General features: G+C 67.2%; 22 protein-coding genes. 10 read left to right on the top strand and 12 right to left on the bottom strand.

The features are described 5' to 3' along the window. Window positions 1-281 precede the first annotated feature (281 nt). Window positions 282-1,193, top strand: coding sequence for a ParA family protein (locus TsocGM_RS20360; RefSeq protein ID WP_126727307.1), 912 nt, complete (start codon window positions 282-284; stop codon window positions 1,191-1,193). Then, window positions 1,186-1,791 carry a hypothetical protein gene (locus TsocGM_RS20365; RefSeq protein WP_126727308.1) on the top strand — a complete coding sequence of 202 codons (606 nt, stop codon included), beginning with the start codon at window positions 1,186-1,188 and terminating at the stop codon, window positions 1,789-1,791. The genes TsocGM_RS20360 and TsocGM_RS20365 overlap by 8 nt, the downstream gene beginning before the upstream one ends. Window positions 1,792-1,972: 181 nt before the next feature. Here TsocGM_RS20365 and TsocGM_RS20370 read toward each other — a convergent pair whose 3' ends face one another. The 3 genes from TsocGM_RS20370 to TsocGM_RS20380 all read right to left on the bottom strand — a co-directional run bounded on the left by TsocGM_RS20370 (window position 1,973) and on the right by TsocGM_RS20380 (window position 4,441). Next, a complete protein-coding gene (locus tag TsocGM_RS20370; protein ID WP_126727309.1) occupies window positions 1,973-2,242 on the bottom strand; it encodes a ribbon-helix-helix protein, CopG family in 270 nt (89 codons plus the stop codon). 1,474 nt (window positions 2,243-3,716) lie between these two features. After that, complete coding sequence (locus TsocGM_RS20375; RefSeq protein WP_126727310.1) at window positions 3,717-4,049, bottom strand: helix-turn-helix transcriptional regulator; 333 nt, start codon at window positions 4,047-4,049, stop codon at window positions 3,717-3,719. A gap of 23 nt (window positions 4,050-4,072) precedes the next feature. Then, on the bottom strand, window positions 4,073-4,441 hold the full coding sequence (locus TsocGM_RS20380) for a type II toxin-antitoxin system RelE/ParE family toxin (RefSeq protein WP_126727311.1): 369 nt from the start codon (window positions 4,439-4,441) through the stop codon (window positions 4,073-4,075). A gap of 1,284 nt (window positions 4,442-5,725) precedes the next feature. On the opposite strand from TsocGM_RS20380, the gene TsocGM_RS20385 reads away from it, so the two are divergent. From TsocGM_RS20385 to TsocGM_RS20410, 6 genes are all read left to right on the top strand, one after another. Further along, the gene (locus TsocGM_RS20385) at window positions 5,726-6,364 is read left to right on the top strand and encodes a hypothetical protein (protein WP_126727312.1); all 639 of its coding nucleotides are present in this window, start codon (window positions 5,726-5,728) and stop codon (window positions 6,362-6,364) included. Between the two features lie 17 nt (window positions 6,365-6,381). After that, on the top strand, window positions 6,382-7,086 hold the full coding sequence (locus tag TsocGM_RS20390; protein ID WP_126727313.1) for a hypothetical protein: 705 nt from the start codon (window positions 6,382-6,384) through the stop codon (window positions 7,084-7,086). A 1-nt stretch (window position 7,087) separates the two neighbouring features. Next, window positions 7,088-10,207, top strand: coding sequence for a type IV secretory system conjugative DNA transfer family protein (locus TsocGM_RS20395; protein WP_158633663.1), 3,120 nt, complete (start codon window positions 7,088-7,090; stop codon window positions 10,205-10,207). After that, window positions 10,204-11,508, top strand: coding sequence for a hypothetical protein (locus tag TsocGM_RS20400; protein WP_126727315.1), 1,305 nt, complete (start codon window positions 10,204-10,206; stop codon window positions 11,506-11,508). Before TsocGM_RS20395 ends, TsocGM_RS20400 begins: the two co-directional genes overlap by 4 nt. Before the next feature lie 481 nt (window positions 11,509-11,989). Further along, a complete protein-coding gene (locus TsocGM_RS20405) occupies window positions 11,990-12,625 on the top strand; it encodes a hypothetical protein (RefSeq protein WP_126727316.1) in 636 nt (211 codons plus the stop codon). Between the two features lie 2 nt (window positions 12,626-12,627). Continuing rightward, window positions 12,628-13,350, top strand: coding sequence for a hypothetical protein (locus TsocGM_RS20410; protein WP_126727317.1), 723 nt, complete (start codon window positions 12,628-12,630; stop codon window positions 13,348-13,350). An 11-nt stretch (window positions 13,351-13,361) separates the two neighbouring features. Here TsocGM_RS20410 and TsocGM_RS20415 read toward each other — a convergent pair whose 3' ends face one another. The 4 genes from TsocGM_RS20415 to TsocGM_RS20430 form a co-directional block, all read right to left on the bottom strand. Next, entirely contained in the window at window positions 13,362-15,758 is a 2,397-nt protein-coding gene (locus TsocGM_RS20415) for a heavy metal translocating P-type ATPase (protein WP_126727318.1), read from the bottom strand. A 16-nt stretch (window positions 15,759-15,774) separates the two neighbouring features. Continuing rightward, window positions 15,775-16,461, bottom strand: coding sequence for a cytochrome c biogenesis CcdA family protein (locus tag TsocGM_RS20420; protein ID WP_126727319.1), 687 nt, complete (start codon window positions 16,459-16,461; stop codon window positions 15,775-15,777). Further along, window positions 16,458-17,075, bottom strand: a complete 618-nt coding sequence (locus TsocGM_RS20425; protein WP_158633664.1) for a heavy-metal-associated domain-containing protein — start codon at window positions 17,073-17,075, stop codon at window positions 16,458-16,460. Before TsocGM_RS20425 ends, TsocGM_RS20420 begins: the two co-directional genes overlap by 4 nt. Window positions 17,076-17,152: 77 nt before the next feature. After that, window positions 17,153-17,599 carry a MerR family transcriptional regulator gene (locus tag TsocGM_RS20430; RefSeq protein ID WP_126727321.1) on the bottom strand — a complete coding sequence of 149 codons (447 nt, stop codon included), beginning with the start codon at window positions 17,597-17,599 and terminating at the stop codon, window positions 17,153-17,155. A gap of 375 nt (window positions 17,600-17,974) precedes the next feature. Here TsocGM_RS20430 and TsocGM_RS20435 point away from each other — a divergent pair, with 375 nt between their 5' ends. After that, complete coding sequence (locus TsocGM_RS20435; RefSeq protein WP_126727322.1) at window positions 17,975-18,301, top strand: hypothetical protein; 327 nt, start codon at window positions 17,975-17,977, stop codon at window positions 18,299-18,301. Between the two features lie 141 nt (window positions 18,302-18,442). Here TsocGM_RS20435 and TsocGM_RS20440 read toward each other — a convergent pair whose 3' ends face one another. Then, entirely contained in the window at window positions 18,443-18,622 is a 180-nt protein-coding gene (locus tag TsocGM_RS20440; RefSeq protein WP_126727323.1) for a hypothetical protein, read from the bottom strand. A gap of 441 nt (window positions 18,623-19,063) precedes the next feature. Between TsocGM_RS20440 and TsocGM_RS20445 the strand changes: the two genes are divergently transcribed. Continuing rightward, a complete protein-coding gene (locus tag TsocGM_RS20445) occupies window positions 19,064-19,798 on the top strand; it encodes a DUF932 domain-containing protein (protein WP_126727324.1) in 735 nt (244 codons plus the stop codon). 195 nt (window positions 19,799-19,993) lie between these two features. Here the strand turns inward: TsocGM_RS20445 and merA are convergent, their stop codons facing one another. The 4 genes from merA to TsocGM_RS20465 all read right to left on the bottom strand — a co-directional run bounded on the left by merA (window position 19,994) and on the right by TsocGM_RS20465 (window position 23,956). Next, window positions 19,994-21,424: a mercury(II) reductase gene (merA, locus tag TsocGM_RS20450; protein ID WP_126727325.1), complete on the bottom strand. Its 1,431-nt coding sequence runs from the start codon at window positions 21,422-21,424 to the stop codon at window positions 19,994-19,996. Between the two features lie 28 nt (window positions 21,425-21,452). Then, complete coding sequence (locus TsocGM_RS20455) at window positions 21,453-22,058, bottom strand: DUF3231 family protein (protein ID WP_158633665.1); 606 nt, start codon at window positions 22,056-22,058, stop codon at window positions 21,453-21,455. Window positions 22,059-22,436: 378 nt separating this feature from the next. Then, on the bottom strand, window positions 22,437-23,408 hold the full coding sequence (locus TsocGM_RS20460) for a DF family (seleno)protein (protein ID WP_126727327.1): 972 nt from the start codon (window positions 23,406-23,408) through the stop codon (window positions 22,437-22,439). A 92-nt stretch (window positions 23,409-23,500) separates the two neighbouring features. Beyond that, complete coding sequence (locus TsocGM_RS20465) at window positions 23,501-23,956, bottom strand: MerR family transcriptional regulator (RefSeq protein ID WP_126727328.1); 456 nt, start codon at window positions 23,954-23,956, stop codon at window positions 23,501-23,503. Window positions 23,957-24,170: the final 214 nt, after the last annotated feature.

The following is a 24,170-nucleotide window of genomic DNA, read 5'->3' on the forward strand; positions in this document are numbered from 1 at the left end:
GGTATACCGGCACACACAAGCGTTTAACGAAGAGTCTGCCTCTATACCTCCACACGTGCATTCGAAGCCGACCGAGCCGCCGAAACCTCCGCGATTCTCGGGAGTTCCCGGAGTGTGGAGTCAGGAGGCAGACTCGCGGTTAACCGCTATCTGTATGGGGGTATAGAGGCACACGCAAGGCCATCTGTGTGGAGGTATAGTGTCAGACAGATTCCCCTAGTGAGTGTGGAGGCATAGTGGTATACCTCCGTCAGAAATTTTTCCCGAGGAGGACCCGAGCGATGCGATTTGGACGGACCGTGACCATAACCCTGGCCAATCAGAAGGGAGGCTGCGGCAAGACCACGTCGGCCGTCAGCATCGCATCCGCCCTCTCCGACCAGGGCCTCTCGGTCTGCGTGGTCGACGCCGACCCGCAGTGCAACGCGACCGACACCTTCGGCATCGACCGCGACCAGCTCACCCACGAGGGGCTCTACACGCTCGCCGACGCCTACCTCGGCAAGAAACCGGCCCGCGAAATCGAGTACGAGTTCGACGACGGCCGCTTCGGCGGACTGCTCACGGTCATGCCGGGCCATCGGGCCCTGGGCACCGTGCCGCACCGCCTGGAATCGCAGCTCCAGGCCACCATCGCCAACGACGACTACTCCGACCTCGACGCCGACGACATCAAGAACGAGCACCGCCACCGCCTGAAGCAGTCGCTCGAATCGCTCCGCGGCGTCCGCGACGTCATCATCATCGATACGCCGCCGGACCTCGGGTTCCTGATGACGACGGCCCTCATCGCCTCGGACTACTACATCATCCCCGTCTTCCCCTCGGGCTACGACCTGAAGGGCCTCGAGACGCTCTGGCGGACCGTCGACAAGGTCCGCGAGCGCTACAACCCGCAGCTCGCGCTCCTGGGCGTGCTGCTCGGCAACTTCGACTCGCGGCCGAAGCTCGACAACGACATCCAGCAGATGCTCACCCAGAAATTCGGGCAGGGCGTCGTCTTCGCCACGAACATCCACCGCAGCGTCAAGCACCGCGAGGCGAGCGTCTACGGCAAGACCATCTTCGAGCACGCCCCGGACCACCCGGCCGCCGAGCAGTTCCGCTCGCTCGCCCAGGAAGTCCTCAAGCGTCTCGGGCCCGTCGCCGAGGGCGAGGAGCCGCTCCCGTTGATGGAGGCGAACCGTGGCTAAAGGCAACCGCGGGCTGCCGCCCTCCTTCAAGCTCGACATCCCCGACCAGAGCGGGCCCGTGCAGCTCGGCGACTACCTCGACGAGGTGGACGCCGCCCCCGTCGCGCGCCCGGCCGCACCGCGCCCGGCCCCGCAGACGAACCCCCCTGCCCTCGCTCCTGAGCCGACCTCGCCGAGCGAGAACGTCGTCGAGTTCCGCAGGCCGCACGTCGCGGCCGAGGAGGTTCCCAGGAGCGTCGAACGCAGCGAATCCCGCCCTGCCCCGCAGTCGGACGAGCCCGCCGCGCCCAAGCGGCGCAGGCGGCGCATCCCGAAGGCCCCGCCCCGCAAGCAAATCAACACCACGCCCGAGACGCAGCGGATGATTGATGAAATCATCGACTACGTGCAGACCTACAGCATCCAGCGGGACGCGAAGGCGTCCGAGATTTTCCACGCCCTCGTGCTCACGCTCCACGAGTCCCTCGAGGAACTCGACCTGAGCAACGTCCCGGCCCGCGGACGCTGGGGCACGCCGACCGCCCAGGCGTTCCCCATCTCGCTCAAGAGCGCCTTCAAGACCGCCATCGCCAAGTCGCAGAAGAAGAACCCCCGTTAGCCGCGAGTATGGAGGCAGACTCCCCCGAGTGTGCCTCCGGGCAGCCGTTCTGTGTGCCTCCATACCGGCACACACCGGGAGCCCTTGAAATCACGGGCGATTCCCTTGGCCTGACATGTCCGGGGGTATAGAGGCACACAGTCGAGAGCGAGTGTGGAGTCAGACTCCACACAGGGCCCCGCTACTCCTCGCCCGCGGCCGGGTCCGGCCCGGCCGAGGAGCCGCCGCGGTCGGAGACCACGAACCGCTTGAGGTTCTCCCGGATGAGCTGCTCGACCAGCTCCGAGCGGTCGACGCCGAGCATCGTGGCGTGGACGCTCAGCCGCTGGGACGCTTCGACGCTCAGATGGAGGGTCGACTTGACCTTCGAAGCGGATGGCCGCGGAGCCGTTTTGACGGCTGAGCGTCTCCGCGTCCGGGTCGGTTGGCCCTCTTGAAGCTCATCCGTCATGACGAAGCACTCCCGAGTCACCGCCGCAGACCACACCGAAATCGGCTCGCAGCGAAGTCCAATCATCATCGACCAGGCGGAGCCCGAGGCTTCACGCAAAGGCCCGGACGGAAGGAAGCCGTGCCGGATGGGAGCCCAGCCACCGAAGCCGCGAGACGCTTTGACGGCAAGCCGCCGAGGCCCAAGAGCCCGCAAGACGGAAGGCGGGAGAGCCGTTCCGACGCGGGATGAGTCTGGCGGTATAGAGGCAGACAGATTGCTACGTGAGTGTGGAGGTATGCTGCCGAACACCAAAATCGCCGAGGATTCCAGGATAATCGCCCAAACAAGGATTCACCGGAGGTATAGAGGCACACTCACGCTCGGGGAGTCTGGAGTGAGGAGGCACACTCGCGGCCGACGGATTCGGGCCATCGGAGCGCCGGATTCCCGCCGAGGCAAATCGCCCCAGGCCGAGGCATTCCGCCTCAATCGAGCGTCGCGAGAGCAACTCCCGAGCACGCCGACCCGACTCCGCTCAGCCGGGGCCGGAGAGTGTGGAGGCATAGAGGGACACGCTGTCTGCCTCTCTACCTCCATACAGGTCGAGAGGGCACCGCGATTCGCCGTCCCGCCGCGGTGCGGAGACGAATCCCGCCGTCGGTCGGAGACGCACGAGCTGATTCGCGAGCCGAGTTCGTGGAGGGCAGGGGGCTCGCTCCGCGAGAACCCGAACGGCCCGTACTGTACGAGGCTGGTGAGAGACGGGCCCGCAGGGCACGCCCAGATTCCCGTAATCGCCCCGTACGGCATTAACCCAGGCCAGGAACGCCCGAAGGGGCCGCGGCAAGAAAAACGGCCCAGGGGCCAAATGCGGGGCTGGAAAGGAATAGCGGCGAGCGAAGCGAGGAGGGCAGGGGGCGGCCCCTTGAACGGGAGAGGGCAGGGGGGTTACCCTCCGCCCATCAGCCGCCTGACCGCGACTGAGAACCAACATCCGCACGAAGCCCCCAGCCACGGATGGCCGGGGGTTTCGTGTTGAACGGGTCCCGAGCCGCGTCGTCCTTGTGGGCAAGTGTCCCACCAAGGCGCGGGCCCATCGGCTCGAAACTCATCTTCGTCGTCCCACCGGACGCGTCCACCGGGCCCAGCCCCGGGAAAGAATGGTGGAACATCAGCGGCTTGGCCGAGCATCGTCCGCATCGGTCGGCGGTGGGACGGCCGGGGGAGAAGACTCGCCGGTCGGGGTGTCCCACCGGGCCGCACTCAACTCGGGAGCGTGGGTCCTGACGCGACCTCCCGACCCAAGCCCTGAGCCCCGCCGTCCGTGGCTCGCCCTCCGTGCTCGCGTCCCGGCCGCTCCAAGCGGCCGGTTGCGACGCTCAGAACCGTTGCCCGAAGACGGCCAACGGTTCATCGGTCGCCTTGGAGTATCTCCAATTTTTCTCTTAATTTTTTAAGACAGGCAGAAGACGGGAAGACCACCAAGACCGCATCAGGACGCCGAGGGAGTCGCTCCCTTCAAAGAGACGAAGCGAATCTCCACCCGCTTGTTGAGGGCCGCCGCGATGCGACGGAGCATGGCGAGGGAGTGGCCTTCGTAGTCGGCGTCTTCGAGTCGACTGATGGCCGAGGTCGAGGTCCCGACGAGCTTCGCCAGCTCGCCCTGGGTCAGGTTCGCCTGCGTGCGAAGGTCGTAAATCTTGCGGGCCACGTCGGCATTGGCCAGCTCCGCTTCGAACGCTTCGGCCTTCTGCTTGTCCTTGCCGACGTAGCGGTCATAGGCGAACTCGAGGCCCTTCGAGGCGAATCGGCTTTTCCGTCCCATCGTGCAAACACTCCTGACTGAATCTACTCCGGTTGAAACGTGTGCCGCTCGGGGTCGGCTTCGAATTTCTCCATGCGTGATATCGCCGCGTCGATTTCGCGGGGAGGGACCTTCCGCTCCTTGGTCAGCCCGTGGGAAACGACCGCCACATCCTTCCCGTGGAAGAAATAGAGCATGCGGTAATGGATGCCTTGGAGCCCCACCCGCAGCTCGTAAATCCCGTCGCGGAGCAGGTCCGCTTCGGGGCGACGCAGCTCGTGCCCGAGGTCCTCGAGCCGCTTCAAGCGGGCCAGGCACTTCACCTGCGCCTTCGCCGGAATCGCATCCAACCAGTCGAGGATGGGGACCGAGTCGTCGTCCTCCCGGTAGAAAATGACATTCGTCGTAGGCATCCTGCCTCCGTTCATCCCCTCCGTGGCATCAAGAGCCTATCGGTTGAGATTTTCGCAAATTTGAGAAATAAAGTCAAGCCGTCCGATAGCCCGCGGGGCCCGCCGACCGTCGCAACCACCGGACGATACTGGAGAATTCCCCGCATCAACCAGGAATAGTTAGGCAACTAGAACATCCTCGCCAAACCCCCGCAAGCAGCTCCGGCACCCGAGACCGTTCAGGCTCTCTGCCTCACGCAGCTTGCTCCCCCGCCCAACACCCAAAGACGCTGAGGACGCGGGCTGACGCCCGCGCCAGGGTGCTTGAAACTCGCTCCCCGTGATTCCCGCCGGGGCGGGAAATCGCGGCTCGCTCGTGCAAGCCCGTGCCGGTTCCACCCGCTGGCGCGGGCCCTCGCTCCTGCCGGTCGCTCGGCCCGTCACTCGGCTTGCTCCTGCCCCGCGCCGCCGCACCGCACCCGCCACGCCGCCGCAGGCCCCCCGGTCCGGGCACGCCGGACCGGCCCCGAAGAGCGCATCGCCCCCCGGGCGATCCTGGCCCCTGGGGCCCTCGCCCGGCCTTCCCGCTCGACCGCGGGAGAGGCCGGGACCGGGCCCTAACTCGCCGGGACATTCCCCCCGTGCTCGCGCACCTCGGGAGATGTTCTCGGCTCGCCCCCGCCCCAATCGGGTCCCCCTTTCCGCTCCGCGGAAGAGGGCTCCCCTCACGAACCCGGACGACCCCGGCCGCGGCGAGGCCCGTGCCAGGCGGTCCCCGTTGGGGGCCTGTCACGGCCCTCGCTCAGCGCGACCGGGCCCCCTCTCCCCATCGCTCCCGAGCGGCTGAATGCCGCCCGTGCGCTCCCCTGTTCCGCTGGACGCTCCACCGCCCTGGACGGGCGAAGACCGGCCAACCCGCCGGGGCGGGTGTGGCCCGCGGGCTGGACGCCCGCCCGCTCGCTGGGCCGCTCGCGGCAGGCCCGACCCGACTAGGGCCGGGTGCGGGCCACCGGCCTCCGCTGGACGCTCCGGCCCCACTCCGTGGGGGGAAATCCCCGCTGCGCGGGGCCCTGCCACCCCCCGTTTCTCGGCATCCGACACGGCACCTCGCTCCCGCCTTGAGCGGGAGGCGACGGGTGCCGCGAGCCTCGCAGCATCGCACCACCATTCATCGGCTTACCGCGAGGCGTGTTGCCGGGTGTCAACGCATAGTTGGTGATGACACCTGGTGCTTTACCTGGGAACTCCGCTCGCCTACGCTGGAGGCCGCGATTTTCCGGCCTCGAATCGACCCGGACCCGTCCCATGCGGCTCGTCACCCGCGACGACGACATCCTCCGGACGCTCGCCTTGCGGCTCCGACTGCTCTCGCTCGACCAGGTCGCGAGCACGTGGTGGGAGCCGGGCGAGCGGGGCCTCGTGAACGCGCGGAGACGACTCACGTTGCTCGTGGATGCAGGCATGCTGAGGAGGCTTCGCGTGCAGGTCCGGCCGCTCCCGCCGCTCGACCGACCGGCCCTCGTCTGGCGGCCGGACGACCGCGAGCCCGACTTCGGAGCGGTCGCATGGTGCTTGCAATCACGCTGGAAAGAACCGGCCCGCGCGACCACCGTCTACATCGCCACGAGGCGAGGGGCGAATCAGTACGGCGGGAGGCAGCGGGGCGAACTCCGCCGCGAGTTCCAGGCGACCCACGACCTCGGAGTCTCCGCCATCTACTTGCGATTGCGTGCAACCAACGAATCCGAGGCGAAGGACTGGATTGGGGAGGACGTCCTCGCGCCGCATCGGCGCGGGGAGAAGCTCCCCGACGCCGTCCTGGCGGACGGCCCCGAGGCCCGGCCGCGGATGGTGCTGGAGTTCGGCGGGTCCTACGACGCCGACCGGGTCCGGCTCTTCCACCAGAGCTGCGTCGACGAGCGGCAGCCCTACCAGTTGTGGTGACCGAAGACGAGAATTCGATGCCCCGAACCCAGGCCAGGAACGTCCGACTCGGTCCCCGCGACCACGACATCTTCGAGCACGTCAGGCGCTACCGGCTGACGACTCGGGAGGTGCTCCACCGCCTGTTCTTCCCCGAGGTGAAGCCGAACGCCGTGACGAAGGTCACGTCGCGCCTCTGCGACGGCGGCTTTCTTAGACGCTTCGACCTCTACGAGTCGCGGGACTATTTCGTGCTCGGGCCCGAGGCCGCCCGCATCCTCGGCGTGCCCCAGAAGCGGACCGAGGAACTCGGCGTCCAGGCCCGGCCCATCGAGTACGCGACGCTCCTCTTCTGCACCGGGGCAGGGGACCGGGAGCGCCTCACCCGCGATGAGCTGAAGTCCCATCATCCAAGCATCCTCGTGCCGGGCGTCGACGCGTCGCACTACTACCTCGACCGCGACGGCGGCAAGACGCGCCTCGCCTCCATCCGGGTCGATTGCGGCGGGCCGCCCGACCACGTCGCCCGGAAGTGTCGCGACGACCTCGACCGTCGCCTCGAGCACGACGCCTTCAAGGACCTCATCGCCAACGACCAATTCATGATTGCAATCTTGACCGGCCGGGAGGAGAAGGCGAGCAGCATCCACGAGACCCTGAAACGGCACCCGTGGCCGAACCGCTTCCGGCTGAGCGTCATCCCCGAGCTGGTCCACCTGGTGACCCGATTGGAGCGTGGCTGACGTGTGGTGGAACCCGCTCGCGAAACTCCCGCGGTGGCCGAGCACGGTCCGGCAGCCCATCGGCAATCCGCTCCAGGCGGACCGGCTCCCCGACACCTCGGGCGTCGAGCTGGAGTACCCCGCCCGCGGCGGCAGCCCGGAGCAGAACCGGGCGCACGCCCGGCTGCTGCTCCTGTGGTACGCCCTCGTGAGCTTCGCCATCGGGGCCAGCGGCATGCTGCTGCAAGGCTTGCTCGTGAGCTTCGTATTTTGCGCCTTCGTCTCTACCGCCGCCTTCATCCTGATTTTCCGAAACGACCCCGTTTTCCGTCGCCGGTCTTGGGCGTGGCTCCTCGTGGGCGGGCCCGTGCTCTTCGTCGCCCTCATCACGTTCCGCGAGCCCGTGCCGTACCTGCTCGTCTGCCTCCTCGCCGGGGTCCGCGTCTCGGACCTCTTCGCCAGCCACTACTTCCACCTGAAGACCACCGCCCCGCTGCCGAAGTCGCGGGCGACGACGCTCCGCTCGCTCTGGGCGAGGCGGACGCGGAGCCTGTTCACCGCCGCCAAGGGCCTGGAGTTCTACACGCTCGCGGCCCTGAGCATCGTCGCCGTCCTCGTGTTCGTCTACGCCCGCGACGCCGGGCACCGCCAGGGCCGGACCGGCGACGACCGCCACCTCGAGGCCATCGTCTGGCTCTACCCCTACCTGCACAGCGGCTCGCTCCTACTCGGGCTGCTCCTGCTCTTCGCCACGCCCTGGCTCGGCGAGCACCTCATCGCGTTCCTCTTCGCCCGCAGGCCGGTCGGCTTCCGCACGATGGTCCGGGCCTTCCGCGAGGCCGTGACCGACTGGTTCGCCTACAACCGCCACGAGGCGGTCGCCGTCGGGGTCTTCCGGTCGCCGAGCGGGACCTACCGGCAGCGATGCAGGCTGACGCTCGCGACCGTCGCCGCGTTCTCGTGCCTCATGGTCCAGTTCTCCGACCGCGAGCGGGTCGCCTGGGACATGTTCCAGGAGGTCAACCCGCTGAACCCCCGGCGGCGAGACGCCGAGCCCGCGCGGCCCTCGCCGTTCGACCCGTCGCCGTCGCTCTTCGACTTCGACGAGACCACGCTGCGGTTCGCCGAGCCGAATCCCTCCGGCATGATTCGCCCCGTCTCCTATCAACCCGAGGCCCCGCCGCTCGAACCATGGCAGGAGGCCCTCCTCAAGCGGATGAGGCCCGAACAGCGGGCCGAGTACCTCGAACGCCTCCGGGCCAGGCAACCCCGGGCCGACGTCGAGGGGCCCGAGGCCGCGACTGCCGCGCCGCAACAGGAGTCCGATTGGGAACGCTTCTGGTCGCGCCTCTGGGACATCCCGGTTTGGCTCGCCATCGCGGGCGTCCCGGTGCTCTTCGCGGTCGTGCCGCCGCTCTACTTCCTCGCCTGCTGCTTCGCCACGACCGCCCGCGTCGCCGGGCTCTGGAGCCAGGAGTTCCGGACGGAGTCGGGGAAGAAGCTGCTCAACACCGAGACGTGGGACGACCTCGTCGACCGCGTCCGGGCGAGCGGGGACCGCATCGAGAAGGAGAGCCTGCTGCTCGGCGTGAACGCCCAGGACGACTCGCCGGTCATCGTGCCGCGGTCCGTCTTCCAGGAGCACGCCCACCTGCTCGGCGACTCCGGCTCCGGCAAGACCTCGCTCGGCATCGCATCGCTGCTCACGCAGTTCATCCGCTTCGGCGACTGCTCGGTGGTCGTCATCGACCTGAAGGGCGACGACATCGCCCTGATGGAAGGGGCCCGCATCGAGGCGGAGCGGGCGGGGATTCGCTTCCGTTGGTTCACCAACGAGCTCGACCGCTCGACCTACGTCTTCAACCCGCTCCTGCAGTCGCACCTCCCGCGGCTCTCGCTCTACCAGCGGACCGACATCCTGACCTCGTCGCTCGGGCTCCAGTACGGCACCGACTACGGCCGCGGCTACTTCTCGGACGCGAACTCCGAGATGCTCTACCACGCCCTGAAGTCGAGGCCCGAGGGCATCCCCTCGTTCGTCGAACTCGCCGCCGTGCTCCGCGAGAAGGCCCCGTTCCGCGGCGTCCCCGAGGACCTGCGATCCGCGGGCTCTCACCTGAGCGCCATCATCAACCGACTGGCCGACACCAAGGCCCTGAACGCGACGACGAAGGACGGATGCCCCGAGTCGGCGATGGCCAGCGCCATCGACATGCCCGACGTCTTCCGCGCGCCGCAGGTGCTCTACTTCCACCTCGCGTCGGCCATCGGCATGGCCTCCACCGCGGAAATCGCCCGGCTCGCCCTCTACTCGCTGCTCACCGCCGCGAAGACCGCCCAGGGCGAGCGGACGCAGGTCTATCTCGTCATCGACGAGTTCCAGCGCATCGTCTCGAACAACCTCGAACTCTTCCTCCAGCAGGCCCGGAGCCTGAACATCGGAGTCATCCTCGCGAACCAGACGCTCGGGGATTTGAAGACCGCCGACGTCGACCTGATTCCCACCGTCCGGGCGAACACCCGCTTCCGGCAAATCTTCGCCGCCTCCGACCTGGTCGAGCAGGAGGAAATCGTCAAGACCTCGGGCGAGACGACCGTCTACAGCCGGGCGTGGAGCCAGTACCTCGGGAATATGTTCGGGACGGGCACGTTCTCGCTCTCGCTCTCGGAGACGCTCTCGCCGCGGCTCCGCGTCAACGACGTGCTGCTCGCGACCGACCACCCGCAGCAGAGCATCGTCCAGGTCCGCCGCGGCCACGGCTACGCCCAGTTCGGCGGCTTCCCGTTCGTGATGACCTCCTCGTTCCACATCACGCAGCAGGAGTACGAGCGGAGGAAGCGGGCCCCGTGGCCCGAACGCGACGGGGAGACCATCCACCCGACGCTCCTCGCCCCGCCCGTCCCGAGGAGCCCCACCATCGAGCCGGAGCCACCGTCGCCGGGCCTCCTCGTGGGCCCGCCCGAGGTGGCCGCCCCGAAGGCCCCGGAGGACCCGACGCACGCCGAGCCGACGACCACGGGAGCGGCCACCGGGCCGCCCCCGACGACCGCCCCCGAGCCCGACCCGTTCGCCGCCCTCACGCGCTACCAGGAGGAGCGGAAGAAGACCCGCACCCGCAAGAAGAAGGGAGAGTCCCCGTGAGCGAACCGCCGCACCCGGACCACGCGAGCGACACGTCCCGCCTCAGCCCCGCGCGGCTGCTGACCGCCGTCGGGTTCGTCGGCCTCGTCGCCGTCATCCTGGGGCTGCTGTGGAAGGTCAACAACACCGCCCCGGCCGTCCAGAACGAGAACGTCGAGCTGAAGCAGCAGCTCGCCAACATGCAGGAGATGCTCTCCGACCTGAAGCGGGCCGAGCAGCTCCGCATGGAGGAGGAACAGGTCCGCCGCAGCGACCTCCAGGCCACCGGCGCGACCGCCGAGGAGACGGCCCAGGCCGTGACCTCCTTCGAGAAGGCCGTCGCCGCCTGGGAGAGCACCACGCGGGAACTGCTCACGACCGACGCGGGCAAGCCGCTCGCCGCGAGCACGGAAGCGCTCGGCCAGTTCCAGACCATCTGGGCCCAGCCGCGGCCGGACGCGGACGCCCCCGCCGCGCTCCGCAAACGGCTCGACCCGCTCAAGGCCGTGCTCGACAAGGCCCTCGCCGCGAACGACACCAGCTACGCCCCGAGCGAGGACGTCGTCGCCCGGCTCAAGGCCATCGGCGACGAGGCGAAGCAGGGGGCGGAGACCTACGACGAGCTGAATCGCAGGCTCGCGGCCATCGTCTCGGCCGCGCCGCAAGCAGGAACGGAAGAGAACACGCCGACCTTGCAGGCGGCGCTGGAGGCGTTCGAGCGGAGGCTCACCGCCGAGGAGACCGCCGCCATCGCCGCGGCCGTCGAGCGGGAGCGGAAGGACCGGGCCGAGAAGCTCGCCCGGGAGAAGGCGGAGAGCGAGCGGCAGATTACCGCCGCCCAGCTCGAAGCGGAGAAAATCCGCCGCGAGGCCGAAGTGAGGCGGCTCGCCGACGCGAAGGGCGAGGCGATGGCCCAGGCGAAGGCCGAGGAGGAGGTGCGGAAGGCCGCCCGCCAGCGGGCCGACCTGGAACGCCGCTACCAGGCCGCCCTGCCGGAGATTCAGTCGCTGCTCTCGCCCTTCATCACCGACGGGTTCACCCAGCCGGGCCGGAACTACTTCGAGAAGGCGACGACGAAGAAGATGAAGGTCTCGCTCGGCAGGCTCCAGGGAGGTGGCTTCCTCGAGGACACGCCCCAGGGGGTCTACAAGCTGGTCGCCGCCGTCGTCCCGAACAAGGCGAACGACCGGCCGCTCGGCTCCTTCCCGCAAACGTGGTCGAACAACTATAGCGACCCGTGGTTCGCCCCCGCCCAGCGGGCCCAGGAGCTGCTCCGCGAGCTGGGGCCGGTCTTGGTCGAGAAGGGTTTGCTGGAGCCGTGAGAAAAAGTGGCGATTACGGCGTCTAGACCGACGCGGGCGGGTCTTCGTCGGATTTCGGTACTGAAGGAGACCTCCAGTCGCTGAACAGCCAGAGGAACCATTTCCTCGTGATGACCAGAGCGAGAAGCGGAAGAAAGGACATCCCGACGGTCGCAACGAATGTCTCTGGACATTCGTTGCTCCGTGCGTGCCGTTCGACCAATTTGTTCAGTGTCTGTTCACGCAAATCACTCTCGGGCAGGTCTGTGATGGGCTTGTACTGCGACATGTCGAATTCTGGGCAGAAGCCCACATAATTGCCCCTGTGGTCAGTGAACGCAGCCCATGTCGCAACCCACATGACTCCGATTCCACCTATCAGGAGTAACCAAAAACACGTCAAATACAGCTTATGAAACGTCGCGCGTAGTCGCTTATCCATGAGCCGTTTATAGCCCAGATTCGAGGAAGAGCCATCGGAGAATAGAGCGGGAGGCTTCTCTTGCCCTGGACCTCGCGAGACCGGGAAATCGTCGATACCTTGGCCGCCAAGGTCCGCGTGCTCTCGCTCGCCCAGGTCGCACGCGGCTGGTGGGAGCCGAGCCAACGCCGCGAGGAACACGCCCGGACCAGGCTCCGCCTGCTCGGCCGGGCCGGGCTGCTCGACGCCTACCGCGTGAACGTCCATCCGCCGCTGGAGCTTCGCGGGCCCGTCATCCGCTGGAAACCCGGCGAGCCCGACCCGGACGCCGAGGCCGCGGCGACGCAGCTCCGGGCCCGCTGGACCGAAGCCGCACGCCCGACCAGCGTCTACACCGCGAGCCCGCTCGCGGCGAATCTCTTCGGCTGCTCCGGGGGCGAACTCCCCGAGCTGACGCACCGCGACCACGACCTGTTGCTCGGCGAAGTCTTCGTCGCCTACCTCCGGAGCGAGCCCGACGCCGCACGCCGCCGATGGGTGGGCGAGGCCGCCCGGCCGAAGGCGGGCTACCGCGTCAAGGACCCCGACGCCTTCCTCGTGGACGACGCGGGGAACACGCTCCGCGTGATTGAATCGGGCGGCAAGTACGACGCCGGGCGAGTCGCCGAGTTCCACGAGCACTGCGCCGAGCACGGCCTGCCCTACGAGCTGTGGTAGCCATGACGCGAGAATTCGACCCGACCACCTACGACGTGCTCGACCACATCGCCCGCTACCGCATCGGCGTCCCCGAGGCGCTCATCCGCACGCCGCCCTTCGCCGACTTCTCGCTCGCCCGGATGAAGCGGACCCTACGCGCCCTGGCCGACGGCGACGGCGAGGCCCTCCTCGCGTCCGCCCCGCTCTACGGAGACCACCGCTACTTCTACCTGACCCGACCGGCGGACGCCGCCATCGGCGAATCGCCCGAGGACCAGGGGGGCCGCCGCCGAGCAGGGGCTCTCTCCGAAATCGCGAAGGTCCGGGCCTACGGCATCCTCGCGTTCTGCTGCCTCTCGGACCGGCCGAGGCAGCGGCTCACGCCGGACGAGTTCCGACGCACCTTCCCCGACCATCACCGGCCCGGCCTCCCGATGACCTACTACGCCGACCACGAGGCGAAGCGCCTCGGGTTCGTCCGCGTCGACTCCGGGGGGAAGGGCCGATGGGACCGAATCGCCGAGCGGGTCCGCGAGGACGTCGAGCGCCACCGCGAGATTCCCGCCTTCCGCGACTCCATCGCCGCCGGGAGATTCGAGCTGACCCTCGTCGCCGCGACGGAGCGGAAGGCGGAGCGGCTCCGCCCCGTGCTCGACGAGGGTTCGCGGGCGAGCGGGGTCCCCGTCCGCGTCCACGTCGTCGCCGACCTCATCGACCTCATCGCGCCGCCGCCCAGGAGCTGACCGAGCGCCGCTCAGACCTCAACCGCGACGAAGCCCGCCTTCTCGACCGCCTCCTTGAGCCCCCGCTCCTGGACCTTCGCCGGTTCGTACCGGACCGAGACGTTCTTCTGCGGCACCTTCGGCCTCACCTCTCGGACGCCGGGCAGGGCCGTGAGCGTCGAGCTAATTTTGCTCGCACAGCCCTCGCAGACCATGTTCGGGATGTGGAGATTCAGCTCCGCGAGCGGCCCCTCCTCGGTAAGCTCTTCACGTCCCAGGTCGAGCCCCCGGACGCGGAGCGTGTTGAGCAGGATGGCGAAGATGCTCACCAGCATGAAGCCGACGGCGAAGAGGGGAGTGATGAGCCCCAGTGCCGCGAGCACCATCCCGACGACGTTGAAGAGCACGGCGACGACGACGTTCCCCGTGAGCGTCCGGTAGCTTGCGGCCCCGAGCGTCAAGGCACTCACGACGTCATCCAGGCGGTCGCCAATCAGGATGACGCCCGCCGATTCGATGGCCACGTCCGTCCCGGCACCGATGGCGATGCCGACATCGGCCTGGGCGAGGGCCGGGGCGTCGTTGATGCCGTCGCCGACCATCGCGACCTTGCGGCCTTCGTGCTGGAGGGCCTCGATGGCCGTCACCTTCTCGGTCGGCAGGAGCTCGGCCCGCACGTCATCGAACCCGAGGGTTCGGCCGATTGCTTCGGCCACGGGCCGGGCGTCCCCGGTGAGCATCACCGTGCGAATGCTCCGCTCCTTGAGGCGGGCCACGACCCGCTCCGCCCCGCGACGCGGCGTGTCCTGGAGGGCGATGGCCCCTACGACTCGCCCGCCGCTTGCAACCAGCACGACGGTCTTACCTTCCTTGCTCAACCGCTCGATGGTCTCTCGCACTTCGAGGAGGAAGAGCACGCCGCGCTCTTCGAGGAACGAGGGCTTCCCCGCGATGACTTGAGCCCCGTCCATCTCGCCCGAGACCCCCTTGCCGGGAATCGCCCGGAAGTTCTCGACGGGTCGCTTCTGTGCTCCTTCTCGCTCGGCATAGAACCCGATGGCCTGCCCGAGCGGATGCTCGGAGCTTGCCTCGATGGACCCGGCGAGCGAGAGCACCTCGTTCTCGTCGGCCCCGAACGCTTCGACGTCGGTCACCGTCGGACGCCCGTAGGTGAGCGTGCCGGTCTTATCGAAGACCATCGTGTCGATGGTCGAGAGCCCGTGGAAGACCTCGCTCGCCTTGACCAGGAGCCCAATCGAGATGCCCTTGCCGCCCGCGATGGCCGCGAGCATCGGGGTCGAAATCCCCAGGGCACATGGGTAGCCCATGATGATGACCGAGAGGAGCACGACGCTCGCCGCAATCCAGTTGCCGGTGAGGAGGAGCCAGCCGACGAACGCCACGGCCGCGGAGGCGAAGACAACCGGCCCGTAGTAGTTCATGAGCCGGTCGGCGAGCAGCTCAATCGGGGGCTTTCGCTCGGCAATCTGGCTCATGAGCCGGACGATTTGGTTGAGGAAACTCTCTTCCCCCACCTTGGTCACCTTGACCGTCAGGGCACCGTCGAGGTTCAAGGTCCCGCCGATGACCTTCGAGCCCACGCCCTTGGTCGCCGGGACCGACTCTCCGGTGAAGCTCGACTCATCGACGCTCGCCGTGCCCTCGGTCACCTCGCCGTCGAGCGGGATTCGCTCCCCGGGCCGAACGAGGAGGAGCTCGCCCGCGGCGATGTCTTTGGTGAGCACCTCGATAGGAGCATCCCCGCGGAGCACGCGGGCACGAGGCGGCTGGAGCGAGAGGAGCTTTCGGACCGCCTCCGATGCCTTCCGCCGCGTATCAAGCTTGAAGTAGCCGAAGAACAGGTGGAGCGACATCAGCCACGCCGCCACCGGCAGGAAGTTCGGCCAGCGGGCATCAAAGAGCGAGAGCGTGCCGACGACGAACGAGCCCCAGGCCGCCGTCGAGAGGAGCACGTTGGCGTTGATGACCCGACCCCTGAGGGCGAGCAGCGTCTTCTTGAGGATGGGGAACCCGACCCACAAAAGGACGAACGCCGCGACGGCGAAACTGAAATAGCCCCGGATGTGGGCCGGGAGGCCGAAGAGGTTGAGCGGGTCCACCACCAGGTCAGCCAGGGCGAGCCCCATGCCGATGGTGCCGCGTTGCCTGATGAGCCCGAAGAGGGCCTCATCGGTCGCGTACTGCTGGACCTCGGTCGAGGAGACGCTATAGCCGAGCCTCTCGACGGCCTCGGCCAGCTCTTCCCGGCTCATCCTGTCCGTGTCCGCCTCGACCAGGACGACGCCATGCACCAGATTCACGAGGACGCTTCGGACGCCCGGATAGCGTTTGAGGGCCTTCTCGACGCTCATCGTGCAGAACGAGCACATGAGGCCGGAGACTTTGAGTTGGACCGTTTCGGTCGCCATGATGTGTCTCCCAAGTTCAGAGCAGGGCAAGGAACGCCCTGGCGTAATAAGCACTCACGAAGAGCAGGGCCGAGCCGCTGACGGCTTGCATCGCCCGCCGCCAGAGACCGATGCGAGTCAGGCGGACGAGCGTCCCGGCGAAGACCCCCACGAGCAGAAAAGGAAGCCCCCGACCGAGGCCGAAGGCGAACGCCAGGAGCGCCCCGTACGCGGGCCGTGCCTGAGTCGCCGCCACCGTCAGGAGCAAGAGGAGCGGGGCGGCCGAGGTGCCGAGGCTGAAGATGAACCCGTAGCCAAACGCCCCGGGGAGGCCCGGCTTCCTCATGGCCGCCAGGTGCTCGACCCCGATGCGGGGCCCGCGAAACGCGACAATCGCCGCAACAAGCGAGACCACCGCCATCGTCAGGGCCCAATAGCGGCCAAACGACTCGGTGAGGATAGCCCCGAGCCTCCCGGCGACGGCCCCCAGGAGCGTCAGGTTCGCCACGATGCCCCCGAAGAACGCCAGGGCGATGAGGAAGCCCGTCCGCCGAGATTGGCTCTCGGAGGCACTCACCACGCCCGCCATCCCGAGCCCCATCGGGAGGGTGCAGGGACAGACGGCACTCGCAAGGATGCCCGCAACGAGCGTCACGCCGAGGGCCAGGGCCGAACCCTCGGGGAGACTCTGGCCCGAGGAACGGAGGTAGTCTTCGAGCGTCACTTCGCGCCCTCCGCTCTCGGGGGCCCGGACTCGAAGCCTTGAGCCGTGACCTCCTCGGCCAGGCGTTCGGGGGTCACCTCCCCCTCGACATACCGGACCTCGGCCTCCTTCTCCTCGAGGCTCACCCGGGCGGCTTTGACGCCCGGCATCGAGCGGAGGAGGTTCTCGACGGTCTCAACACACGACTCGCACGCCATGCCCCGCACGGGGAAGGCGGTCGTCCTCTCCTTCGGGTCGGCGGCAGAGGCGTCGACGGCGGGAGTCGCGACCGGCTCAGACGCCCCCGGCTCGGCGGGGGCGGGAACGGTCGCCTTGTAGCCAAGCTCGGTAATCTCGGCCGCCATCCGCTCGGGCGAAGTCTTCTCGGGCAGGTAGCGGACCAAGACGCTTCGCCTCTCCAGGCTCACCTCCACGGAGGCCACGCCCGCCGAGGATTTTAAGGTCTTTTTGATGCGTGCCGCACAGGCCCCGCAGGACATCCCCTCGACGGGGATGGTGACCGCTTCAAGTCGGCCATCGGAGATAAGCGGCTCGGCTCCCGCCGTGGAGACGCCTCGAACCCCTCTGAACGGGCCCCAGGCGACGGCATAAATCGCCACGGCGACGACGGCCACCAAACAAGCGAGGCCGAGGCCGGGCCACGCGGGGCGACGCTTCGGGGAGTCGTTCAACTCTGAGTCGGCCATAGGTCTCACCTTTCCTGTTGGCGGCTCCTGGGCTGAACAAGCCCGGAACCCAACTCGCCATCGAGGTTCTCAAGGATGGGGCACTCGCTCAGCGGCCCGCTCCCGATGCACGTGGCCGTGAGCTTCTGCAAGGCCCGCTCGATGGCCCTCAAGTCGGCAATCTTCTGCCGCACGTCGTCAATCTTGTGCTCGGCCCGCTCTCGAACGTCGGCGCAAGTCGTCCCCGCTTGCACCCGCAGGGCGAGCAGCTCTCGAATCTCGCCCAATGAGAACCCCAGCTCTTGGGCCCGCTTGATGAACTGGATGAGGCGGACGCTCTCCGCGGGATACTCACGGTAACCGGACTCTCGCCGCGGCGGCACGGGCAGGAGCCCCTTCCGCTCGTAGAAGCGAAGCGTCTCGACGTTCACCCCGGCCCGCTTGGCGAGCTCTCCGGTTTTCAGGTGCTCCATAGTCCGACTCCTTTACTCTAAGGATTGTAAACCCCGTACCTAAGTACGGAGTCAAGAGGTGGAATCCCCACGCCGCCCAGGAGCCGACCCGGCTGCCCCTCCCGGGCACGCTATCGCGGGGTACAATCGAAGGCTCAAGGCCCTCACGCCTTGATTGTCCTCTGACCGTCCCTCGTCGCCCGGAGGCCCGAAACATCGGCGAAGACGGCCCACGCCGCCTGGACGTGCCGAGGCACCGCCGCCGCCATTCCGCCTGACCAATCGCACTCGCCTTCACGGGACTCATGACCGCGTTCTCGGCCCTTTCGGGGGTCGCGAGCGAGATTATGAACCAGGCCGGGGGACACCACCCCGGCCACAGTGAAGGAAGAAGCGATGAAACCAGGAGACAAAAAGCCAAGAGCAGACCAGAGACCAGGCCAGCAAATCCTTGCTCGGTCCGAGTTCGGCCGGGAGGGGAAAAATGGCCTCATCTACATCTCGGTGATGGCCATTCGCGACAGCAGGACCGGGAAATCCCGGTTCGCGGTCACGATACCCAACGCCGACCGGGTCGTCTTCCCGGACGACCTGGGCGTCCTCCTCCAGACCTTCGGGTGGGCAATGGCCACCCTGGACATGGAGATGAGACGCGACTCCAGAGCCTGGAGCGGGTGCTGCGACACCGTCTGCAGGGTCGAATACTGCTTGAGGCTTGAATGACGGCAATGGTGCCGGGCGGCTCTCGTTGAAAAACGAGGGCCGCTTTTTTGCGCGGGAGTCGCCCGGCATCGTCCCGTCATCCGTCGAGCCCGAAGAAAAAAGGCCCAGGAGACTCGCGTCTCATGGGCCCAGGCAGGTTCCCTACGGCCGTCCCCACAGGTGGGTATGCAGGGCGAACATCGTCGCCACCGCCGCAAAGAGGCAGACGATTGCGACCAGACGCAGATAGAACTGCCTCAGCAGTCGCTCTCGCCGATACTCCTCGCGTTGCAGCCTCCGGTAAGCACGTGGCTCCAGCCACCTCTCTCCTCTCTTGCTCATGGAATCCCTCCATCATCATGCGTTGTTAAGAGCCAGCATCCGCCGACGTGCCCGAGGGCACGCCGACGCACGTCGGCCCGCGCAGAGGATGGCTGGGAAGAGGGGGACCTGCCTTTCGCCCGTTGATTTGGCGTGCTCCCGGGCCAGGAGCGGAGAACAACCCTTCGAGGGTCCGAGGCGAGGCCCCGACGGTGGGGCCAGCATGATTCTACAGGCGGGCCGGGGGGCGTTGAATCGCGGGGCCGGGACGCTGCCACGAAAGAACCACCGAAGAATCACGCGATGCGAATTGAATCCCGACGCCGGGGTGATAGCGTAGGCGGCTCGTTCTTATGGCACGGGTAGAGATGGCAACACGGCCTCCCTGCGACCCAGGGAGGCTCGCGACGCATTCGATAAGGTTCGGTGCCCCAGCCTCCCGACTCGGACTGGAGCGCCCCCATGGCAAGTTCCAACTTGGTCCTGCACCGCGGAGCGAAGCCCGTCAGCCCCGACGAACTCCAGAAGTACCAGGCACCGCCGCCGAATGGCCGGTGGTTCCCGCTGTCCCACGGCCGCGTCCTGAGCGTCGTCACCGAGACGCTCGGCGAGGCGGGCTACGCCATCGAGCGGCAGCAGCTCGGCGTGCTCAGGGACGGCTCGCGTTTCTTCGGCACGCTCGACCTCAAGAGCCCCATCACGGAGGGGACCGGCCTCGCGGTCGGCATCCGCAACAGCGTGGACAAGTCGTTCCCGCTCGGCTTCTGCGCCGGGAGCAGGGTCTTCGTGTGCGACAACCTCGCGTTCCGCTCCGAGCTGCTCGTCCGCCGCAAGCACACGATGCACGGCGAGCGGGACTTCGTCCGCCGCATCGCCGAGGCGGTCGGCTCGCTACCCGCGTTCCAGGAGCAGGAGGCCCTCCGCATCGAGCGGATGCGAGAAGCCGAACTCGGCGACGACCAGGCCGACGCCCTCATCCTCCGCGGATTCGAGCGGGGCATCGTCGGGGCCCGTGAACTGCCGCGCGTCCTGCAGCAGTGGCGGAACCCGCCCTTCGAGGAGTTCCGGCCGCGGACGGCGTGGGCCCTGCTCAACGCCTTCACCGGGGCGATGAAGGAGCGGGGAGGCAGCCAGCCGCAGAGCTACGCCACGCAGACCATGCGGCTCCACGCCCTGCTCGACCCGGAGCGGAACTGAAGCCGTTTAACCTGAAGAGGTTCCGACGAAAGGATGCGTCGGGCCTCCGCTTTCACCGAGAGTGGCCGATGGGATAGATAACAGGAAGGCCGGGTAACCGTTCGTGACCCACGAGAACGTCGGCCCGAAATTCGCCCGGTTCGTGCCGGTGTAAGCCGCTCACCACAAGCCGCCCCGGCCCTCAATAAGAGCCTTTTACTCGGCACAGCATGAGAGCTTGGCCGGGTCCTTGAACCGGGAGATGGCGACGATTTTCAGCGCCTCGGCCATCGTGGGGTAGACGTGGAGCAGGTCGATGAAGTCCTGAATCCGGGCTCCGAACCGGAGCGCCATCGCCGCCTCATGGATGACCTCTCCGGCGTTACTGCCGACCATCGCCACGCCAAGGACCTCGTGTGTCTTCGCATCGGCGACCATCTTGATAATCCCACGGGTGTCCCGAATCGCCCCCGCCCGAGGCACGAGCGTCATGGGGAGGGTGTTGCACCAGCAGGGATGCCCCGCGGCTATGGCCTCTTCCTCGGTCTGGCCCACGACCGCGATTTGCGGGTCGGTAAAGATGACTCGGGGAATCACGCGATGGTCTACCCGACGCATCTCCCCTCCGGAGAAGGCGTTCTGAGCGACGATGCCCCCTTGTCGGCTCCCGACCGGAGTCGCCATCTGGCTCCCCCACTGGCCGCCAATCACATCGCCAGCGGCGAAGATGTGGGGGACGCTCGTCCGGAGGAATTCGTCAACTTCCACCTCGCCCCGCGGACCGACCGAGACCCCGGCCCGCTCGATGGCGATGTTGTCCGAATTCGGCCGTCTGCCCGTCGCAACGAGGAGCTTCTCCGCGCGAAACTCCCGCTCCCGCCCCCCGGCTCGGACGGTGGCGACGACCTCTCCGCCGTCCTGCCGGACCCGGGTGACGGTGGCATGGGTGACGATGCGAAGCCCTTCGTCGCCGAGGGCCTGGCCGATGGCCCGGCCGACTTCGGGCTCGTAGCCCCGGGGGAGAAGCTGCTCGCTCCGCTCCAGGATGATGACCTCGGACCCGAAGCGGGAGAACATCTGCCCCAGCTCCAGGGCGATGTAGCCACCGCCGACGATGAGGAGCGACTTGGGAAGCTCTTCAAGCTCCATCGGCTCATCGTTCGTCAGCAGGTCGCTCGTGATGAAGGGGACCGAGTCCAACCCTTCAATGGCCGGGATGACCGGCCGAGAGCCGGTCGCAATTAAGACCTTCTCCCCGCTGAGCCGCTTCCCATCGACTTCGACGGTGTTCGAATCAACGAACTCGACGTGCCCGCGCTCAATCCGGAACTGGCCGCCGAGCAGGCTCTCGTATTTCTTCTGCCGGTAGCCGTGGATGACCTCATCCTTCTGGGCAATGAGGGCCGAAAAGTCGAGACCCAGCTCGCAGCCGCTGAGCCCCGGATAGCGGGGCTCCCGAGCATCGTGCATGAGCTTCGACGCTTCGATGAGGTTCTTCGACGGAAGGCAGCCGCGGTTGACGCAGGTCCCGCCGATGGTGCGCTCCTCGGTCATCACCGCGGTCTTCCCCAGCTCTTGGGCCGTGAGCGACGCGGCGAAGGCCGTCGAGCCCGAGCCGAGAATCACAAGGTCGAATGCGTCTGCCATGAGCTACCTCCGTTTAAGTTCGATTAGGTTAGCCGCCCATGACCGTCGTTCGCATGAGCCCCTTTGCGTCCATCGTGGGGAGCGGCATCATGAATCCCTTCTTCACGGCGAGCGAATAGAAGGCCACGTTCCAGCGGTTAGCCCGGTGCCAGTTCCGCACGAAGGCATCGCGGATGTCGGTCCGCATGCTCGCCCCCGCCCCTTGGGTCCAGTGGTTCATGAAGCCGCGAGTGCCGAAGACCATCTGGACGATGATTTCGGCGTTGCTCATCGCGGCGTTCGGGAGCGTGCCCAGCTCCTCAAGGCTCTTGTGCTCGGTCTCGGCGTTGTACGGCTGGGGCTCCATGTAGCCCGGGCCGTCGAGGATGGCCTTCATCTCGGTGAGGTTGGGCTCGCAGACGTCGTGGCGGTAGGTCAGGACGGCTTCCTTGACCTCCGGGTCCTCGGCCGCCTGAATGTAGAGGTTGCACTGGCCTATGCAGGCCCACTCGTGGAGGAAGCCCTCCATGACCATCGTGAACTCGGAGCTGGAGAGCGAGCTTCGCTCGTCTCGCCTCTCCTCGTAGAGCCGCTCGGCATAGCCGCTGAACTGCGTTCGCCCCTCGGGCTTCCCGATTTCAATTGCGTGTTCCATCGTGTCCTCCATCCGTTCGTAGGTGTTTGTCTCTCGGTTCCTGCTCGACATCTCTCAGCACGGCCCTCCCGGCCTGCACCTTCCCTCGTTTCGCGGGCACGTGGCACACCCACGCTTCAAGTACCAGGCGAAGCCGACGAGTCCGAGCGCGGCGAGCGCGCCACCGATGAGGGGCCAGTGCGGCGCAAGAAAAGTAAGCGACACGCCCGAGAGCAACAGGAGCGGGATGCCGCAGCAGAGGAGGTGAAGCACCGCGAAGCCAATAATTCTAAATTTTCCATTCTTAGATTCGTTATTCATACTTCACACAGTGCTCTTTGTTGACCGACCCAGGATTGTTTCCGGCACAATCCAGGAAAGCCGTGCGGTCCAACCGAATCAGCGGGTCTCCGTGACTTCGGTCACTTCGTAGCCCGCTCGCTCAACTGCCTTCACCAGGGCATCCCGGGACGGAGCCGATGCGGGGTCAACCGAAACGCGGGCCTGAGCCTTCTCGTAATCGACCGACGCAGACCGGACACCCGGGACCTCGCTCAAGCCCTTCTGAATGTGCACCGAACACGCCTCGCAGCTCATGCCCTTGATGCCCAGGGTGACCGCGGGAGACTGGGCCGACCCATCGACCGCAGCCGGAGGTGCGTTCTGGGCCAGCAAGTACCCCGCGTAGCTCGGGAAGAGGGCAAACGCGAGGACGAAGGCCGTGGCGACCCAGAGCATCCCGCGGTTCAGCCGCCGGAGCTTCGGATTCGGCACGGCACACGACGAGCCCGGGGCACACGCCTCTCTCCGGAAGTAGGAGAGATAGAACCCGAGGCCGAGGAGCCCGAAGGCCGCGACCAAGAAGACCGGCCGGGCCTTCTCGAATGACGCCGAGACACCCGCCGCCGACGCCCCAAACGCCAGGAGCGCAAAGGGCAGCCAGCAGCAGGCCGACGCCACGACCGCCGAGAGGACGGAGCCGACGGCCGCGAATCGCATCCCGCGCCCTTCGACCCTCGCTCCGCCCGTGTCCGGGCTCGCGTCGGGCGAGGAGCAGCAACCAGCCTTTCCGGGCCCACCGCCTTGCAAGGCCCCGGCGATAAGCTCTCGCGGCGGCACGCCCCGGCCGTCATAGGTCCGGCAGGCAAACGCGAAGTCGGTCCGCTCCCGAGCCCGCGGCTCGATGTCAACCCCGTCCACGAGGACCGTCGGTGACCCGAGGAATCGCCGCTCCACGACATCCTCGGGCGTCTTGACCTCGACCTCTTCGACGGTGGCATCGAGGCCAAGCTCGGAGACCACCTCCCTGGCCAACTGCAGGGCTGGGGCGTGGTTCGGACAGCCCTCGAAATACAACACCTCGACCTTCATTGTGATGCCCCCTGAAATCCCACCTCTTGAGCAAACCTAAGCCGCTCCTGCAAGTCTACAGGTTGCACTCAGGTGTAAGGTCAAGTGGATTTTCAGGGGGCCTTTCGCCCGGTCCGTCGGGCGGTCTTTTTGGGGGATGGACCGGGCACGGCCGTCAGCGCGTCGATGACCTCGCAATGCCCGGTCTGCTCGGTCTCGACACATCGCGCGAGGGCCGCCTCGAGCACCTCTCGAATGTGCCCAAGGTCGTCCAGCCGCCGCTTCACCTCCGCAAGGCGGTCTCGGATGAGCCCCTGGACATCCCGGCAGACGCCGGGTTCGCCGTGATGATGGTCCAGGAGCACTTTGATGTCCTCGAGCGTGAATCCGGTGGCCTGGGCGGCCCGGATGAACCGGAGCTGCTCCCTCGCTCCCTCGCCGTAGAGGCGATAGTTCCCCTCGCTCCGGGCGCTCGCTTCGAGCAGCCCGGCTCGCTCGTAGTACCGAATCGTCGAGGTCGGGACCCCGGCAGCTCGGGCGAGTTGGCCGATGGTGTAGCGCGTCTCCATGCGCGCAAACTTACCCGAACCTTGCACCGAACTTCAAGGTTCGGGCTTCGCCGACCCAAGGAGGTGCTATCGTCTCCTCTCCAAATTTGTTAAGTTCGACGGTAACTGGCGTGGTTCTTCTGGAGCTATTCGGCGCGATCGACGATGGGCCCCGTCCCTTGGCCGTTTCTCGTCTCGACGAACGCCCCGTCGTATCCTGCTCGTTCCAGAGCCA

Origin of the sequence: Tautonia sociabilis (genome assembly GCF_003977685.1) — a bacterium.
Taxonomy (GTDB): domain Bacteria; phylum Planctomycetota; class Planctomycetia; order Isosphaerales; family Isosphaeraceae; genus Tautonia; species Tautonia sociabilis.

Bases quoted from the DNA above. Each gene is read 5' to 3' on its own strand.
- TsocGM_RS20390 (WP_126727313.1), top strand. From the start codon at position 6,382: ATGCCCCGAACCCAGGCCAGGAACGTCCGACTCGGTCCCCGCGACCAC.
- TsocGM_RS20460 (WP_126727327.1), bottom strand. From the start codon at position 23,408: ATGAAGGTCGAGGTGTTGTATTTCGAGGGCTGTCCGAACCACGCCCCA.
- TsocGM_RS20435 (WP_126727322.1), top strand. From the start codon at position 17,975: ATGAAACCAGGAGACAAAAAGCCAAGAGCAGACCAGAGACCAGGCCAG.
- TsocGM_RS20375 (WP_126727310.1), bottom strand. From the start codon at position 4,049: ATGGGACGGAAAAGCCGATTCGCCTCGAAGGGCCTCGAGTTCGCCTAT.
- TsocGM_RS20445 (WP_126727324.1), top strand. From the start codon at position 19,064: ATGGCAAGTTCCAACTTGGTCCTGCACCGCGGAGCGAAGCCCGTCAGC.
- TsocGM_RS20380 (WP_126727311.1), bottom strand. From the start codon at position 4,441: ATGCCTACGACGAATGTCATTTTCTACCGGGAGGACGACGACTCGGTC.
- TsocGM_RS20440 (WP_126727323.1), bottom strand. From the start codon at position 18,622: ATGAGCAAGAGAGGAGAGAGGTGGCTGGAGCCACGTGCTTACCGGAGG.
- TsocGM_RS20360 (WP_126727307.1), top strand. From the start codon at position 282: ATGCGATTTGGACGGACCGTGACCATAACCCTGGCCAATCAGAAGGGA.
- TsocGM_RS20430 (WP_126727321.1), bottom strand. From the start codon at position 17,599: ATGGAGCACCTGAAAACCGGAGAGCTCGCCAAGCGGGCCGGGGTGAAC.
- TsocGM_RS20455 (WP_158633665.1), bottom strand. From the start codon at position 22,058: ATGGAACACGCAATTGAAATCGGGAAGCCCGAGGGGCGAACGCAGTTC.
- TsocGM_RS20465 (WP_126727328.1), bottom strand. From the start codon at position 23,956: ATGGAGACGCGCTACACCATCGGCCAACTCGCCCGAGCTGCCGGGGTC.
- merA (WP_126727325.1), bottom strand. From the start codon at position 21,424: ATGGCAGACGCATTCGACCTTGTGATTCTCGGCTCGGGCTCGACGGCC.
- TsocGM_RS20370 (WP_126727309.1), bottom strand. From the start codon at position 2,242: ATGACGGATGAGCTTCAAGAGGGCCAACCGACCCGGACGCGGAGACGC.
- TsocGM_RS20385 (WP_126727312.1), top strand. From the start codon at position 5,726: ATGCGGCTCGTCACCCGCGACGACGACATCCTCCGGACGCTCGCCTTG.
- TsocGM_RS20410 (WP_126727317.1), top strand. From the start codon at position 12,628: ATGACGCGAGAATTCGACCCGACCACCTACGACGTGCTCGACCACATC.
- TsocGM_RS20415 (WP_126727318.1), bottom strand. From the start codon at position 15,758: ATGGCGACCGAAACGGTCCAACTCAAAGTCTCCGGCCTCATGTGCTCG.